14 protein-coding genes are annotated in these 17,162 nt (G+C 46.9%); all 14 read left to right on the top strand.

Features of this window, described 5'->3' with window-relative positions; all coding sequences use genetic code 11:
• The first annotated feature begins 6 nt into the window (after positions 1 to 6).
• The 14 genes from AC4G47_RS23925 (at position 7) to AC4G47_RS23860 (ending at position 17,145) form a co-directional block, all read left to right on the top strand.
• Positions 7 to 264: a DUF2577 family protein gene (locus tag AC4G47_RS23925; protein WP_175383663.1), complete on the top strand. Its 258-nt coding sequence runs from the start codon at positions 7 to 9 to the stop codon at positions 262 to 264.
• Complete coding sequence (locus AC4G47_RS23920; protein WP_491103048.1) at positions 261 to 674, top strand: DUF2634 domain-containing protein; 414 nt, start codon at positions 261 to 263, stop codon at positions 672 to 674. The genes AC4G47_RS23925 and AC4G47_RS23920 overlap by 4 nt, the downstream gene beginning before the upstream one ends.
• A complete protein-coding gene (locus AC4G47_RS23915; RefSeq protein ID WP_491103046.1) occupies positions 667 to 1,725 on the top strand; it encodes a baseplate J/gp47 family protein in 1,059 nt (352 codons plus the stop codon). Before AC4G47_RS23920 ends, AC4G47_RS23915 begins: the two co-directional genes overlap by 8 nt.
• A complete protein-coding gene (locus tag AC4G47_RS23910; RefSeq protein WP_491103044.1) occupies positions 1,722 to 2,267 on the top strand; it encodes a putative phage tail protein in 546 nt (181 codons plus the stop codon). Before AC4G47_RS23915 ends, AC4G47_RS23910 begins: the two co-directional genes overlap by 4 nt.
• A complete protein-coding gene (locus AC4G47_RS23905; protein WP_491103043.1) occupies positions 2,268 to 4,895 on the top strand; it encodes a hypothetical protein in 2,628 nt (875 codons plus the stop codon). It begins immediately after the preceding gene.
• Between the two features lie 12 nt (positions 4,896 to 4,907).
• Positions 4,908 to 5,351 carry a hypothetical protein gene (locus AC4G47_RS23900; protein ID WP_491103042.1) on the top strand — a complete coding sequence of 148 codons (444 nt, stop codon included), beginning with the start codon at positions 4,908 to 4,910 and terminating at the stop codon, positions 5,349 to 5,351.
• A 55-nt stretch (positions 5,352 to 5,406) separates the two neighbouring features.
• Complete coding sequence (locus tag AC4G47_RS23895) at positions 5,407 to 5,520, top strand: CD1375 family protein (protein ID WP_491103040.1); 114 nt, start codon at positions 5,407 to 5,409, stop codon at positions 5,518 to 5,520.
• 81 nt (positions 5,521 to 5,601) lie between these two features.
• Positions 5,602 to 6,099: a phage holin family protein gene (locus AC4G47_RS23890; protein ID WP_491103039.1), complete on the top strand. Its 498-nt coding sequence runs from the start codon at positions 5,602 to 5,604 to the stop codon at positions 6,097 to 6,099.
• A 489-nt stretch (positions 6,100 to 6,588) separates the two neighbouring features.
• The gene (locus AC4G47_RS23885) at positions 6,589 to 7,518 is read left to right on the top strand and encodes a glycoside hydrolase family 25 protein (RefSeq protein ID WP_491103037.1); all 930 of its coding nucleotides are present in this window, start codon (positions 6,589 to 6,591) and stop codon (positions 7,516 to 7,518) included.
• Between the two features lie 907 nt (positions 7,519 to 8,425).
• Complete coding sequence (locus AC4G47_RS23880) at positions 8,426 to 10,072, top strand: ABC transporter substrate-binding protein (RefSeq protein ID WP_491106777.1); 1,647 nt, start codon at positions 8,426 to 8,428, stop codon at positions 10,070 to 10,072.
• A gap of 168 nt (positions 10,073 to 10,240) precedes the next feature.
• Positions 10,241 to 11,245: an ABC transporter permease gene (locus AC4G47_RS23875; RefSeq protein WP_017690144.1), complete on the top strand. Its 1,005-nt coding sequence runs from the start codon at positions 10,241 to 10,243 to the stop codon at positions 11,243 to 11,245.
• A gap of 253 nt (positions 11,246 to 11,498) precedes the next feature.
• Entirely contained in the window at positions 11,499 to 12,398 is a 900-nt protein-coding gene (nikC, locus tag AC4G47_RS23870) for a nickel transporter permease (RefSeq protein ID WP_124117053.1), read from the top strand.
• 824 nt (positions 12,399 to 13,222) lie between these two features.
• Entirely contained in the window at positions 13,223 to 15,103 is a 1,881-nt protein-coding gene (gene htpG, locus AC4G47_RS23865; protein ID WP_491103036.1) for a molecular chaperone HtpG, read from the top strand.
• 626 nt (positions 15,104 to 15,729) lie between these two features.
• Positions 15,730 to 17,145: a deoxyguanosinetriphosphate triphosphohydrolase family protein gene (locus tag AC4G47_RS23860; RefSeq protein ID WP_491103034.1), complete on the top strand. Its 1,416-nt coding sequence runs from the start codon at positions 15,730 to 15,732 to the stop codon at positions 17,143 to 17,145.
• The last annotated feature ends 17 nt before the right edge of the window (positions 17,146 to 17,162 follow it).

Here is a 17,162-nt window from a genome sequence, read left to right as displayed (position 1 = left end):
CGATAAATGATGCTGGACGTGATTAAAAAGGCGGCGGTGGCCGCTGTAGATGCCAAGTCTCCCGTTCAGGTAATGTACGGAAGCGTGACAAACACCCAGCCTCTGGAGATTACCGTTGAACAACGGCTGGCTTTGGCTGAGCCTTTTTTGGTACTGCCTGAATCCGTAGTGAACAAAGCTTGGACCGTGGGTGACCATGTCTTGTTGTTACGTGTTCAAGGTGGAGACAGCTTTGTCGTGCTGGATCGGCTGGTGAATCCATGATTCCACAGGGTGCGCAGATTAGCGCAGAAGATCAGGAAGAATCTGCTGTGCTTCCAAGTCTTACGTATGTATTTCAAGCTTCGGGACAACGAATTGGAAGGTTGCAATTGGATGGAAAAGATGCGATAAAACAGGCGGTGTATAAAGCGTTGTCTACACGCCGCTACGAGCATCTAATCTATTCCTCGGATTACGGCATGGAATGGTCCTGGGAAGGAATGGCCGGGAGATCCATGGTTGAATCTGAACTGGAACGCTGGATTCACGAAGCGTTGCTTCCAGATGATCGTATATCGGATGTAACCGAGTTCGAGTTTGTCCACGAGGCTGACGGGGTACGTGTTTCTTTTACCGTGGAAACGGATTTTGGCAGCTTCAGGGAAGAGACGGAGGTGAACATGAATGGTTGAAGAGCAGACGTTTGAAGTCATTTTAAATCGAATGCTAGATAGGGTGCCGGATGGTGTAGATAAACGTGAAGGCAGCATTATCTATGATGCCCTTGCGCCAGCGGCAGTGGAAATGGCTCAGATGTATATCGAGTTGGATGTGAACGCCAATCTGAAGTTTGCAGATACAGCATCTGGAGAGTATCTGGATCGCGCGGTGGCTTGGTCTGGCATTAGTCGGAAAGCGGCCACGAAGGCACGTTGGGTTGGTAGTTTCCGGGATAACGAAGGTAAGCCTGTTGAGGTTCCTTTGGAGAGTCGTTTTTCCACGGGGGATCGGGTGTATGTTGTTGTGGAGCGCGTCGCGGCAGGGCGATATGTGTTGGAATGTGAAGTCGCGGGAGCGGGAGGTAATGAGTATACGGGGGCGCTGCTGCCCATCGATTATATTGCTGGCCTGACGACAGCTGAATTGACAAATTTGTTGGTTCCTGGCGAAGACGAGGAAACGGATCAGGCTTTGTATGATCGTTATCAGGACAAAGTTTCCCGTCCGGTCACGAGTGCGAACAAATATCAGTATGAGCTATGGGCACGGGAAAACTCCGGTGTGGGTAAAGCGAAAGCTTTTCCGCTGTGGGACGGTCCCGGTACAGTCAAAGTGGCATTGTTGAATAATGAAATGCAAACACCTGCTGAGGCGGTTATCGAGGCGGTGCAGGAATATATCGATCCATCCCAGGATGGAATGGGCGAAGGTGCTGCTCCAATCGGACCCGTGGTCACAGTAGTGGGAGCGCAAGAGATACCTATTGATGTTGAGGTGCAGGTCACGCTTGCTTCTGGTTCAACGTACGAGGGCGTGAAGACACTGATTGAAACGGGAGTTACGGCGTATCTGAAAGAACTGGCCTTTGCCGATCCGTTGGTTCGTTGGACACGTATTGCCAATGTCATTCTGGATATCCCGCCTGTGATCGATTACAGCGATCTGCTGGTGAATGGTGGTATGTCCAATCTGGAGATCGCACCCGGCGCAGTAGCCGTTCTCGGGACGGTGAAGGTGACATGAGTAAAGCAGAGGTATTAATGACCCTTTTGCCCCCGTTGTATGAAAATGTGCTGGAGATGCAGCTTCTTACGGAGACCGAAGGTGTTGAGTTGGACAAGCTTTCGGTGGGTTTGGAAAGTGTGTTGGACCAATTCTACCCGGAGTCTGCGACTTGGGCATTGGAACGTTATGAGCGGGATTTACAGATTCCGACGAATCAAGCCAAGCCAGACGATCAACGGAGATCCGTGATTATTTCCAAAATGCGTGGGAGTGGTAAAGTTTCCGGTTCGATGCTCAAGAATGTGGCGCAAGCCTATGAAAGTGGCGGGATTGATGTATCGGTTGAGCCGAGCGAATACCTGATTATGATCCGTTTTGTGGATACGTATGGCCTGCCACCCAATTTGCACGATCTCAAGGCTGCGATTGAAGATATTAAACCGGCACATATGACTGTGGAGTATCGTTTGCGGTATTTGACGATTGCAGAAGTAGAGAGTATGACGGTGGCCAAGATCGAACAGACCCGGCAGGATAAATTTTTAGGAGGTGGAGCTTAAATGAGTGAACCAAAAACACCAAATTTGGGGTTGAATAAGATTGATCGTTCTTCGCCATCGACAACCTATTTTGATCTGGATAAGTATTTGGATCAGAACTGGGAGAAGATCGATGGTTTTGCAGAGCAGGTGGAGGAAAAGGTAGAGGAGACAGCTGGGCAGGTTAGTAGTATTCAAGAGCGGCTTGATACGGAAAAGCGTAGATCGGTGACACTGGAGCCAGGATTACAGATTATTAATGCTGAACGTACCTCGGCGTTTAAGTTAGAGGGATTGAAGGGACGCACGCTGGTGAACTTGTTGGGGCGTGCTGGTGGTTGTGAATCTATTACGGGATGGACGAAGAGCACATCAACAACTATTGAGTTGTCTATGACTAACGTCAACAACGGAAGCAGAAACTTTAAAGTAACGCAAAGCGGATTTGCTGGCCAGTCATATGTGAGGACGCCTGCATCAGCAACGGCAAATGTAAATCCAACTAATTATTATATCGCATTAGCTTGGATTAAGAACGAAACATCTCAAGCATTCTCCGCTCGTCTTGTAACCGCTGATGGCAGTGCTGCAATAACCGGGGCAAAATCCGAAACAATTTTAGCGGGTGCGACTGGACTTGTGTGGCGTGCGTATACGCCAACTGAAATGGGCAGCAACACGAAAGCAGATATGGACGTTTATACAGCCGGAACAGTAGCTGTGGGCAGTTTTTATTACGTTGACTCATTCCGTATTTATGAAATCAGTGCAGCTGAATATGCAGTACTCGACAGCATCACGCCGGAACAGGTTAACGCTAAGTATCCTTATGTTGATAGCATTCAACCTGTGCGAAATCCGTATGCGATTCGTTATGGCGAAAACTTGTTACCGCCGTTTTATGAATGGACGTTAGTCAGAGCGCCTTACGTTATGACAAGTCCGTATAAAGTTACTGGTTCGCCTATCGGAGGTGCTGCTCACTACGTCGAGATTGATGTAATTCCTAATACTGATTACATCTTTTCCGTGGAACATAACGGAAATATCAGTATTTATACTGGGGATGGGCTTACAGCAATAAAGGATTACACGACAGATCAATCGATTACTTTCAACAGCGGTAATAATAAGAAGATTAGAATGTATCTAAACGGACTTGTTGCTGGGGCGTTCACCTTTTCAAATCCAATGCTCACTCTCGGCACAACAGCCAAACCATTCAAACCACGTGAAGACGCTATGCTCGCATTGCAAACGGATCTATACGCTGATCCAGTAACAGGGGCGAATGCTGACGAAGTGTTCGAGAAGGACGGGCAATATTTTAAGCTGGCTAAGTGGAAAAAGATTGTATTGGACGAGAATAAAGCTTGGCTACTACAATCTTCTGTTGCAGGTTATAAAATTCTTGCAATAAAATCATTCTCACCAACAACAAACTGGAACAGTTTTTTACTGACTAAATTTAATGGAAATGTCCTTTCATCTAAAGAAAGTTTAACAGAAGGAGACAAGGCACACTTTAACACGGCATCAGGGTACACAGACTTTTATATTTCAATCATTAACATAGACAGTGGATGGGGAGACTCATACACACCTACAGCCGACGAGATTAAGGCGTATTTTATGGGATGGACAATGTTCAACGGAGCAGCGGGTACAGGTGTGGGCAATAGTCCAGATGTGCCTACAAATAATGTATACAACGGTACAGGAACAAAATGGTGGGCACGGCGATCTAATGGAGTAGCACGTACTTGGGCAGATGCTACCAATACATTGCCTACGACTCAAGCGCCAAACTGGACGCCGTATCAACTGGTCTATCAGCTTGCAATGCCGACTGTCGAACCTGTCACGTCAGAGGGACAATTGACGTTAATCGAGGGTGATAATCAGGTTGAGGTAGGAACGGGTATTGTGTTGCGTGAGGGTGTTAAGCCTGCACAAGGAAGTAACGGAGACTGGGGTATCAATATTGTAAGCAGTTCAGTTAATGCTCCATTAAAAAACAAAGTTGCTCAAATGATGAGAATTTATAGAAACTCGTTGGCTGACAACGCTTGGAGCATTGTAACACGTACGGACGGGTCGGCTTACGGCAATCAACGCGCTTCAACGAGCAACGCAACTTATGGTCTTTCTGCATCCTACAGTGTCACATACCTGATGCTGGACTCGTCTCCGACAGTTCCATTCATTGGATCAGTAGCGGACAACGAAAAGGCGTTGTTCAAGGAACTGGTGAAGGACGTTCAACAGGCTACCGCTCGGCTTAGCGTTGTGGAGTCGAAAAAGGCCGAGAAGGAATCACCTGCATGGATTACGCCGACGCTACTCAATGGATGGGTTAATTATGGAAGTGGTTCTTACGGGACTGCTAAGTATTATAAAGATAGTTCTGGCAGGGTTTATTTTGACGGGCTTATCAAAGACGGAGTAGTAGGAAGTTCGGGAATTGTAATCAAACTTCCGAGAGGATATATACCGTTCAAGACCTTTATAACTTTAGTTCAAAGTAGCGACGGAACCACACAGTCATTCGGCAGGGTTGACGTAAGAAATGACGGCAATATCGTAATTTCCACGGGATACAATGGATGGGTTAGTCTGTCCGATATATCATTCTTAGCCGAACAATAAAGGAGGTTTACCATGAAAGCCGTACCTAAAGTAAATACAGACGGCCTCTATATCGAGGACGTGTTGGTGGACGATGCCTTTTCTGGTGTCGTCCCTCTTTATGCTGAGCCGGAGATTGCCGGGTATCTGGTGGGCGTTCCCGTTTCACCAGGATTGTTTCATCCACGTTTCAATCTGGAAGCCTGGGAGGCTTACCAAACGGTCTTGCAAGATAAGCCCCAGGAAAATTTACCTGACCTATGGATCGAGGGATTAAGCCAGGAAGAGATTGACGAACGGAACAAACCGCAGCCTGAAGAACCTTCGGAGCTGGACTTGTTGAAGCGGCGTTTGACTGAAGCAGAAGCAAAGAATGCGCAGTTGACTGAGGAAAGCACGATCAACCAAATTGCTCTCATGGAGCTGCATGCCATGATCTTGGCGATGGCTTCAGGCAGTGGATCGGGTGAGGGATAGGTTTGGTGGTCTACTAACCCGCTGTGGTATAGCACTCATGAGGGGTGGTGAAACGATGTTGGCTGTATATGTGATGTTGATTAAAAAAGGAATGATCAGCCTTGAGCAAGTGCCTTCAGAGAGCCGTGACAAAGTGGCTGAAGCACTTGGCGAAGGCGATTTGGAGTAGTAGGCACGACCGATCATGGAGCGTTTTTTTGTCCTTTTGGAGAGGTGTGGTTTTTTATTTTGATTATAAGGAGGTGGAACGATGGAACGATGGGACACCCTATGGAAATGGGGAATTGCACTCATGAGCAGCTCAGTAACCTACTTCTTCGGAGGTTGGTCAGGCGTACTCGGCGTACTACTCGTGTTCGTCATCCTCGACTACCTAACTGGTATCGCGGCGGCGGGCATGAGTGGCAAGCTAGAAAGCAATATCGGCATGTTCGGCATTGCGCGAAAGGTATTTATATTTGCAATGGTATCGGTGGCTCATCTGGTGGACGGTGTTCTGGGAGACGGACATTTGTTCAGGGATGCGGTCGCCTTTTTTTATATCGCAAATGAGCTGTTGTCCATTATCGAAAACGGGGGCAAGTTGGGCGCTCCAATCCCGCCAGTGATTCGGCAAGCCATTGAAGTACTCAAGGGCAAGGGAGGAAACGGGGGGATCTCGGGTAACTATATTCCTGATTCCAGAGAATCTTTTGTACAGTCAGATTATGAGGACGTTGATCAACAGATTAGAGATGAAACGAAGTAAGGACTCAGCATTCATTCAAAATTGCCCTGTGGCAAGAGATAGGGCACTACAGAGTCGAAAGTTTGCGCATTAACTACAAGTAGTGAAAGAGACGGAATCGATTCTGAAGAAGCGGAGCGGTCGCCTTTGTCTCTAAATGTTAACCTTTAGATCATAAATCATAAACATTTGGAGACAACAGCGATCGGAAAAACGATCCGTAACTGGAACGGTCGCGTACCCACTTGGTGTGTTTTCCTAAGAGGGTGGATAGATACTCATTGAACTTAGCTTTTACCAACAACAAGGGACACGCACACAAGCAACCGATGATCCAACCGCATTAACTATAAGAGCATTTTGCATCAATCCAGAGAGAGAGACATCCAATCAGCAATGTATAGATCAGAATGCTTTAGTTTGTCTATACTTGTACCTAGGAACGCTTAAATCGAATGATGTAAAATGCTGATACAAACGGCAATTTGCCGCATAAAGGGTGTGAGAAACATGCAAACAAGAAGTCCAGGCAACACACAGGGCATTGACGTCTCCCGATACCAGGGCAATATTGACTGGGCGAAAGTGAAGGCAAGTGGCATGACATTTGTGTTCATCAAGGCGACCGAGGGACAGACGTATACCGATCCGAATTTTCAGAAAAATGTAACCGGTGCACTGGCGGCGGGCATGCTGGTGGGAACGTACCACTTCTTTCGCGCAACATCCACCGATGGTGCCAAGGCAGAAGCGGCGCATTATGCGAATACGCTGAAAAAAGTCGGAGGTGCCAAAGCGCTACAACTGCCACCCGTCATGGACTACGAGAACAACCCTGGCAACCTGAGCAAAGCACAGATGAATACGGTTGCTAAGGCTTTTTTAACTGAATTACAACGTCTGACAGGTGTAAAACCGATCATATACACGGGCAATTCATTTGCCGGGAATTTTGACACATCACTCAGCTCTTACGATCTGTGGATCGCGCGTTACAGCAACACCCGTGTACCGGACGACCAGCCGGCATGGAAGCGTTGGACGTTCTGGCAGTATACAGATTCGGGCAAGGTGAATGGCATTAGCGGCAACGTGGATATGAATGAATTCGAGGGAACAGCGGCACAGCTCAGAGCAAGGTACGCAGCAGCTACTCCGAAACCACCGGAGCCGTCCAATCCGAATCCGCCAACCGAACCACCGAAAGGGGGCGAACCGATGACAGCCGAAGAGAAAGCAGCGTTTGACGCGCTTAAATCTCAGGTCGATAAACTGCAGGCGCGTCAGCAAATGGAAGTTCCAGTATGGGCGAAAGCAGCTGTGGATGCAGCGCTGGCATATGACACCAAAAATCCATTGTTCAGCATCGATAATGGGGCGAGTTATGATTTTTACCGTTTTATTACCGTAATGCATCGTAGAGGTTTGTTTAAAAAGTGAGCTGATTCTTAGCAAATGACAGGTTGATCTTATCTGAATGTGGATTGAGTGGAGGAGGGACACGGGACGCTTTTTGTCGAACTGTGTTCCTTTTTTGTGTTTTGTGTAAGTAATACTAACGCATATAATAAAGTTGAATACTTATGTTTGTAAATCTCTTGTCTAATTGATTAATGTGATGTAAAGTAAGTTACACGAAATTGTTTTTTACTACGGTTTATAATCATAATCCTCCTCATCATGACAAAACCATAACATAAGAAGTTATTGTAATGTCTCCCTGTCGTACAATCCAACATCTCAAGATAACTCTTTCATACGTTTTACACATCCATCTGCAAGAGAAAAAGCCACCGTAATCAACAACTTACACAATCTAAACAACCTACCCTATGTTGAGTTTCTTTTATCCGTATTGCAAACGATACCTAGTTCAGCTTCCACTCCATGTTCAAGACGACCCACTTTATGTACAGGCTTTATAGCGTAGCCAGCAGCATAGTCCCACACCCATCGGTATTATCGATCTACCGACTTAAACTTGCTCTTACCAGTCCGTAGCCACTCGCTGTTGATTATTGACCTAAGTTCAAATAAAACGAATCAATCAAACGCAGCAATCTCATAGATTTATCTCTCAAGATGCTTTGTCGAACCTTTCTCTTTATTTTATAAAAGTGATCAATTCACATTCACACTATGTGCACCATCTAACATTCACATCTATCCAGGCTGTTTTTACATTTCATATACATGCCTTACTTTTCCCAGAACCTTAATACAGGTATCGCAGGCACCTAAAGCCTTTTATATGATACAGAGCACCAAACTGATTGCCAACATTGGAGATCTTTCATGCCAGCATCACACACATTATGAGACAGGGAAGGGTGTTGTACGTATGCGAATGAGAAAAAAATGGATGTCCGGTGTTCTAACCATGGCTTTGAGTACCGTATTGGTGTTGTCCGGTTGCTCCAGTAACGAGAGTGGAGAGGCTACGCCTGCTCCGGCGGAAGGAACCGACCCTCCAACCGGAACGGTAGCGCAGGATACGATGATTATGGGCCGTGGTGGGGATTCTGTAGCACTCGACCCGGCGATTGTAACCGATGGAGAGTCACTCAAGATTGGACATCAGGTGTTTGACTCGTTGCTGGACTACAAGGAAGGCGGAACAGAGGTTGTTCCTGGACTGGCAGAGAGCTGGGAAATTTCGGCGGATGGGCTGAAGTATGTATTTAAGCTGAAGTCTGGTGTGAAATTCCATGATGGAACTGACTTCAACGCGGAGGCTGTTGTGTTTAACTTCAACCGCTGGGGTGATCCGGCGAGTGAATATAAATTCGAAGGAGATTCCTTCGATTATTACGATTCCATGTTTGGTCCAGAGGACGGACGTGTGATTAAGGAAGTAACGGCGACGGACGAGACTACGGTGGAGTTCACACTGAACCAGCCACAAGCGCCTTTCCTGCAAAATATTGCGATGACGCCATTTGGCATTGCCAGCCCAACAGCGATTCAGGAGAAAAAAGAAAACTTTAAGAGCGAGCCTGTGGGCACGGGCCCATTTGTATTCAAAGAATGGAAGCGTAACGACTCCATCACCCTGGAAAAAAACGCAGATTACTGGAAAGAAGGACTGCCGAAGCTGAACAAAGTGATCGTGCGTTCGATTCCGGATAACACGGCTCGCTTCAATGCATTGCAAAACGGCGAGATTGATGTCATGGAAGACCTGAACCCGGACGATCTGTCCATTCTTGAAGGCAACAGCGAGTTGCAGAAGATCGAGCGTCCACCGTTCAACGTGGCCTATATCGGCTTTAACTTCAAGAAGAAACCATTTGATAATGTCAAAGTCAGACAAGCCCTCAACCATGCGGTGAACAAGCAGGCCCTTATCGATGCTTTTTTTGCTGGACAAGCAGAGCCTGCCGTGAACCCGATGCCGCCAACGCTGTGGGGGTACAACGATACCATTGAAGATTATCCATATGATCTGGAAAAAGCAAAAGCTTTACTGGCCGAAGCTGGCTTCCCTGATGGGTTGCCTGATCCGGTAACCTTCTATGCAATGCCGGTATCCCGTCCGTATATGCCGGATGGCAAGAAGGTTGCGGAAGCAATCCAGGCTGACTTTGAGAAAATTGGCGTGACCACGAACATTGAATCCCCAGAATGGGCGACGTATCTGGATGATGCCAAAGCCGGGGTGAAAGACGATATCTACATGCTCGGCTGGACGGGGGATAACGGGGACCCGGATAACTTCCTTTACACGTTGCTGGACAAAGACGCCATTCCGGGCAATAACCGCAGCTTCTATGTCAACGAAGAGTTGCATGTGTTGCTGACCGATGCGCAGAAAGAAACAGATCAGGAGAAACGCGCGGAACTATACAAACAAGCGCAGGCAATTATCAAGGAAGATGCACCGTGGATTCCGCTCGTACACACTACGCCAATTCTGGCGGGCAAATCGAACCTGAAAGGTTTCGTACCATCCCCGCTGGGCAGCGAATCCTATGCCGGTGCCTACTTTGAGTAACGCAGAGGAAAGCTGGATCTGCATCTAACACATTTACTATTCTTTCTTTCAAAGCGCTGGTGAGACGCAATGCTTGGCAGAACCCACATCCGGACGTAACTATCCAAAGCATGCGTGTCAGCCGGCGCTTTTTATTTTGGATGATATGTCGAAGGCAGGTGAACAGGATTGAACAGCTATATTGTCAAACGTGTGCTTGTGTTGCTGCCCGTGTTGCTGGGTATGACCCTGATCGTCTTTTCCATCATCCACGCCATTCCGGGTGACCCGGCTGAGACGATACTAGGGCAAAAGGCAACCGAACAATCCAAGCAGGCCCTTCGTGACCAGCTCGGGCTGGATAAACCTTGGTTCCAGCAATATTTTGCCTACTTGGGCGATTTGCTCAAAGGCGATCTGGGAACATCCATCCGTACCAAGGTGCCTATTGCCCAGGAAATTGTGCCTTATCTGACAGCAACACTCGAATTAACAATGGCAAGTATGTTGTTTGCTGTCATTATTGGGGTGAATGCCGGTATTGTCAGTGCATGGAAGCACAACTCCTGGTTTGATTATTGCTGCATGGTCATTGCTTTAGTGGGTGTATCCATGCCGATCTTCTGGCTTGGTCTGATGGAGCAATGGTTGTTCGCGAACAAGTTGCAGTGGTTGCCATCCATTGGACGAATGAATGCACGTGATCCGGTGGAAGCCATTACAGGCTTGTATGTGCTGGATACGATGATTGCTGGACAATGGAATCAGTTGTGGACCGTAACGAAACATTTGATTCTGCCAAGTGTTGCACTGGGAACGATTCCGATGGCGGTTATTGCCCGGATGACCCGTTCCAGCATGCTGGAAGTGATGAGTTCCGATTACATTCGTACAGCGAAGGCGAAGGGACTGGGTCCGTTTTTTGTCGTATATGGACATGCCCTCAAAAATGCGTTTATTCCCGTGCTCACCGTGATCGGTATCCAGACCGGATCGTTGCTCGGGGGTGCGGTGTTGACCGAAACGATTTTCGCTTGGCCGGGCGTCGGACGTTATATATATGAAGCGATTAGTTCACGGGACTATCCGGTGATCCAAAGTGGCATTCTGATCGTGGCGTTCTTTTTCGTGGTGATCAACCTGATTGTGGACTTGCTCTACGCCGTATTCGATCCTCGGATTAGTTATAAATAGGGAATTCATCATTTGGATTGATGAATGGAATTTAATTTAAGATAACCGTAAAAATTACACGACACGAAGAGTGCAGAACCAATCTGCAGAAGCGAAGCGTTCGCATTTATCACTAGATTTTCACCTTAAATAGGTGGATCAATAAAATTTGGGGATAACAGCGATCGGAAGATGGTACTGCAATCGCAGTGCTTGAGTGTAATAGAACTCGTTGATCTTGTATTTCATTCATATCCAAGAAGGGAGACGCCGCATGGCCAAATTATCGACCAATACCGGACCATCCATTGACGCTGCGTCGGCAAGCACATCCGGTCCATGGCGGGAAGCGTGGAGAACGTTTCGGAAAAATCGGCTTGCGCTTGCGGGGTTGATTATCATTGTATTTTTCATCCTCTTGGCTTTCCTGGCGCCATACATCGCTCCTTACGATTACAAGGAACAGGTGCTGGTGGATCGGCTTCAGGCCCCTTCGGCAGAGCATTGGTTTGGTACCGATGATCTGGGACGTGACGTGTTTTCCAGAGTGTTGCATGGGGCGCGTATCTCATTGTGGGTAGGCTTCTTCTCCGTCATTGGTTCCATTATCGCAGGTACGTTGCTTGGTCTGATTGCTGGATTTTATGGAAAATGGGCGGATATGCTCATCTCGCGTTTATTTGATATTTTGCTCGCATTTCCGGGAATCCTGCTGGCTATTGCCATTGTGGCAATATTGGGCCCGTCATTGCAAAATGCACTGCTCGCCATCGCTATTGTGAACATCCCGACCTATGGGAGATTGGTGCGTTCACGGGTACTCAGCTTGAGACAGGAGGAATTCATTACGTCGGCGCGGACACTTGGAGCGGGTAACGGGCGAATATTGTTTCGTCATATCTTGCCCAACAGCCTTACTCCGCTGATCGTGCAAGGTACACTCGGGATTGGTACGGCGATCATCGAGGCAGCAGCGCTCGGATTTCTGGGTATGGGTGCGCAACCACCCGACCCGGAATGGGGTAAGATGCTCTCGGACTCCCGTCAGTTTATACAAAAAGCACCGTGGACACTGATCTTCCCCGGCGTTTCCATTATGTTGACTGTTCTCGGCTTCAACCTTATGGGCGATGGCCTGCGCGATACCCTTGATCCGAAAATGGCGAAAAAGTAGAAATTGCAGTTACCTCTATCTCTATCTCTAACTTATATCTATAACCATGTCTCTGTAACTCCGTCTCTGTAACTCTATTTGTTGTGATACTGAACACTGTCTCAACATCGACTTATTCATTCTTTCCCCGTGCCGGTTCGAACTTTGGTTCGAGTCGGCTTTTGTTTTACCTGCGGGATTACGTTAATATGATTGGTGATGTGCAAAAGTTGAAGGGTTATTCGATCTTTTTGTTAAAATAACCGCCTGCGTATTGACACCCAATTTTCCCATATGTTATATAAAAGGAAGGGGTTAGCACTCCGATCATTAGAGTGCTAACAAATGATGTTTTTACTACATGACTACATATGGAATGATTCTGTTTTTGAAATAGATATTGAATCTGAGTAGGACATGCGAAGCAAAGGAACGCAACAGAACCTGAGGAAGCGAAATGTTTGCTTAATTAACAGAATCCATTTAAATAGAAGGCCTAATCCTCAAACAAGTTCCTGATTAAATGCGAAAGTAGTGCAGGGGACGAAATCGATTTGGAGGAAGCAGAGCGTTCGCCTTTATCACCGGATTTCTCCCTTATATAAGGGGAATCAAAGAAATACGGGGATAACAGCGATCCGAAAAACGATTCGTAACCGGAACGGCTACATTGCAGAACGTCATGCATTTTAGAGATTAGCCAATCTAGTGGATTTGATAATCAAGCGTTTAAGCTTCGAATGATTTTCTGGCACCCGTAAGTTTTGCATGAAAAACTCAAGGATCTACTTTCTATTTTTCAACTAAATCATTCGATATCCAATTTGAAAGGAGTCCAACCACTCATGGCAAAAAAAGAATTCCAGGCAGAATCCAAACGTTTGCTGGATATGATGATCAACTCCATTTACACCCAAAGAGAAATCTTTTTAAGAGAATTGATCTCCAACTCCAGTGACGCCATTGATAAAATTTATTACAGAGCACTTACGGACGATGCGCTCGTTTTCAACAAAGAGGACTACTTCATCAAGCTCACAATTGACAAAGAAAACCGCACGCTTACACTGACAGATACCGGAATCGGGATGACGCAGGAAGAGCTGGAAAATAATCTGGGGGTTATCGCAAAGAGTGGTTCCCTGGCGTTCAAGAAGGAAAATGAAGCCAAAGACGGCCATAACATCATTGGACAATTCGGGGTTGGTTTCTACTCGGCATTTATGGTGGCGGACAAGCTGACCGTAACGAGTAAAACGCTGGGCAGCGACGAGGCTTGGAAATGGGAGTCCGAAGGCGCAGATGGTTACACCATTACACCGGCTGAAAAAGACTCCGTAGGTACAGAGATCGTCCTGACGATCAAAGAAAATACCGAAGAAGATTCATATGACGAATTTTTGGAAGAGTACCGCCTGAGATCTATCATCAAGAAATACTCCGACTTCATTCGCTACCCGATTAAGATGGATGTAACGGGTCAGCGTCCGAAAGAGGGCACAGAGAACGAGTTCGAGGAATATCAAGAAGAACAAACCGTGAACAGCATGGTGCCGATCTGGCGTAAAAATAAAAGCGAATTGACCGAAGATGACTACACCAACTTCTATATGGAAAAACGCTACGGTTTTGACAAACCGCTCAAACACTTGCACATCAGCGCAGATGGCGCAGTGGTATATAATGCAATCCTGTTTATCCCGGAGAACACGCCGTTTGACTACTACACGAAAGAGTATGAAAAAGGCCTTGAACTCTACTCCAACGGTGTTTTGATCATGGATAAATGCGGGGATCTGTTGCCAGATTACTTCGGATTTGTTAAAGGTATGGTGGATTCGGAAGACCTGTCCTTGAACATCTCCCGTGAGATGTTGCAACATGACCGTCAGCTGAGCCTGATCGCGAAGAACATCAAGAACAAAATCAAGAGCCAACTGCAAAGCCTGCTGAAGGACGAGCGCGAGAACTACGAGAAGTTCTACCAAGCGTTTGGCCGTCAGTTGAAATATGGCGTATACAGCGACTATGGTGTGAATAAGGATACATTGCAGGATCTGCTGTTGTTCACGTCTTCCAAAGAGAGCAAGCTGGTGAGCCTGGACGAATACGTCTCCAGAATGCCGGAAGATCAGAAGTACATCTATTATGCATCCGGTGAGTCAATTAGTCGTATTGAGAAGCTGCCACAGATCGAGGGTGTTCTTGAGAAAGGGTACGAAGTATTGTACTTTACCGATGACATTGATGAATTTGCGATCAAGATGATCACGAACTACAAGGAGAAAGAATTCAAATCCATCTCCAGTGGTGACCTGGGTATCGAAGATAGCGCAGACAAAGAAGAAACGGACGCGCAAGACAACGACAACAAAGAGTTGTTTGAAGCGATGCAAGCTCAATTGGCGGGTAAAGTCAAAGCGGTTAAAGCTTCCAAACGTCTCAGAAGCCACCCGGTATGTTTGTCCACCGAAGGTGAGCTGACGATTGAAATGGAGAAAATTCTGAAAGCTATGCCGAACAGTGAAAATGTACAGGCTGATAAAGTGCTGGAAATCAACGTGAATCACGATGTCTTCAAATCACTGCAAGATGCTTTCGCACAGGATCAGGAAAAGCTGAATCTATACACCAGCCTGCTGTACCATCAAGCATTGCTGATTGAGGGTTTGCCAATTCAGGATCCAGTAGAGTTCACTAACGATATCTGTAAGGTAATGGTGTAACATCGTTGCACCCACTATCTCCATTCCGACAGGGCATCTCCGTCCTGTCGGTTTTTTTTTTTGTTTTTTACCCATACCGAGGAGGGGGTGGGGGAGCCAGACTATCATTGTAGAGATGGATGAAGATTTTAATAGGATTCTTTAGCCTTTCAAAGTTTTGAAAAAATTCCCTCTTTATAGGGAATGTAATGTCATTTAGATTAGGTGTGAATCAAACGGCAAAAGTAGTGAAGGGGACGGAATTGATTCTGAAGAAGCGAAGCGGTCGCCTGAAAGCTTTCTGAAAGAAAGCTGCATCGGAAGCATAAGCTATTCCTGGGTTTCACCTTACTAAAGGGAATTCAGAAAACCTGGAGACAACAGCGATCATAAGAACGATCCGTAACCGGAACGGTCACGCCAAACTGTATCAGGCACTTTTTTTCCATGGTAAGTCACTTTCAATATTAATCATTATCATTTAGATGCACGGATGATAGTCTGGCAGGGTATAATAAGAGAAGATGACTGTTCATCACAAGTTGATGTAAGAAGAGATGACAATCACAGACAGGTTTTACTTTTCGAAACCAAAGATGTTGTGTATAATCACTCAAAATAGAGACAGTCGGCTAGGAGTGATCCCCATGCAATGGAACGATCTGAGAGAACATAGACAATATCCCGAACTAACCAAATTGGATGGATCTCGTGCAGCGTATGAACGGGACTATTCCAGACTCATTCATTCACCGACCTTTCGTCGGTTACAAGGTAAATCGCAGGTTTTTGGCGCGGGAACGGGCGATTATTATCGTACTCGCTTAACCCATTCCCTGGAGGTAGCACAGATTGCACGAGAGGCGGCCCGAAGCCTGATTCGTCGTTTTCCCGAGGTAGACTGGGACCGGGCGGACAGCCCCGGCCTCATTATTGATTCAGAAGTGGTGGAGTGCGCTGCAATCGCACACGACTTCGGTCACCCGCCTTTTGGACATAAAGGTGAAGAAGTGTTGGATGGTATTCTGGATGACCTGATCAACACCGAGACGAAGAAAATCATGAAGAAAAGTCGCGGCGCCAAAGTTCCCAAGGCGGAATCCGAGGTGCGTGCAGAGCTTAAGCGAAAATACGAGCATTTTGAAGGCAATGCGCACAACTTCCGCCTTATTATGCACTTGGAAAAGCGTGAAGATATCGACGGGCTGAACCTGTCTGATGCAGTATTGCTGGGAATTAACAAATATCCGTACCCTGGCATGGAGAGCAAGAAAGGTATGTATCATCATGAGTGGCAATATATCCGTGAGATTCGTGATCGTTGGAACATGCCGGCCGGCAAGAAGACGCTGGAAGCGCAGCTGATGGACCTGTGCGACGATATTGCATACTCCTCGCATGACCTGGAGGATGGCATCAAAGCAGGCAAAATTGAGGTGCATGAGCATTTCCTGCAAGATCCGTATGTGAATCGACTGATTGTGGATAAGATTACGACGCTGGAGGATCTGTTCTGGAACGGATGGACCCGAGAAGCCATTGGGCAAAAGGTAGAAGAGGTGCTCGCTTCGTTCCTGCGTATCTGGAATGAGAAGATGCCGTTCTGCGAGCATGATTACTCGCGTACCCGCCGTGAGGTGAAAGCCTACTGGGTGAGCTTTTTTGTAGGCAGTCTGGGCGTTATTGACGACGGCGACTGGAAGAAGGTAACCTTTGTCCGTGAAGGGGTGGAAGACCTTGACATGCTGCGTACGGTAAGTGTGCTCAAGAGCTTTGCCTGGGTGACCATGATTCGAGATCTGCGTGTGCAGCGTCTTCAGAAGCGTAGTGAGTGGATGATTAAACGATTATGGGATGCATTCCTTGACCCGGAAACATCCAAATCCATTATTCCATCCGACTGGTTGCAACGCTATGAGAAGGATCAAGCCAAAGCCCAGCCAATCTGGACTTGGGAACACATGGTGATCGATTATATTGCGGGAATGACGGATGCGTTTGCCGAGAAAATATACAATGAACTCTACGGTCTGAAGGTGGGTTCCATCTACGATTTGGATTAGAATTCACCGAGACAAAG

This window comes from Paenibacillus sp. Negev47, assembly GCF_058313655.1.
The sequence above is the reverse complement of the archived record's forward strand: the minus strand, read 5'-3'. Positions and strand labels throughout refer to the sequence as shown.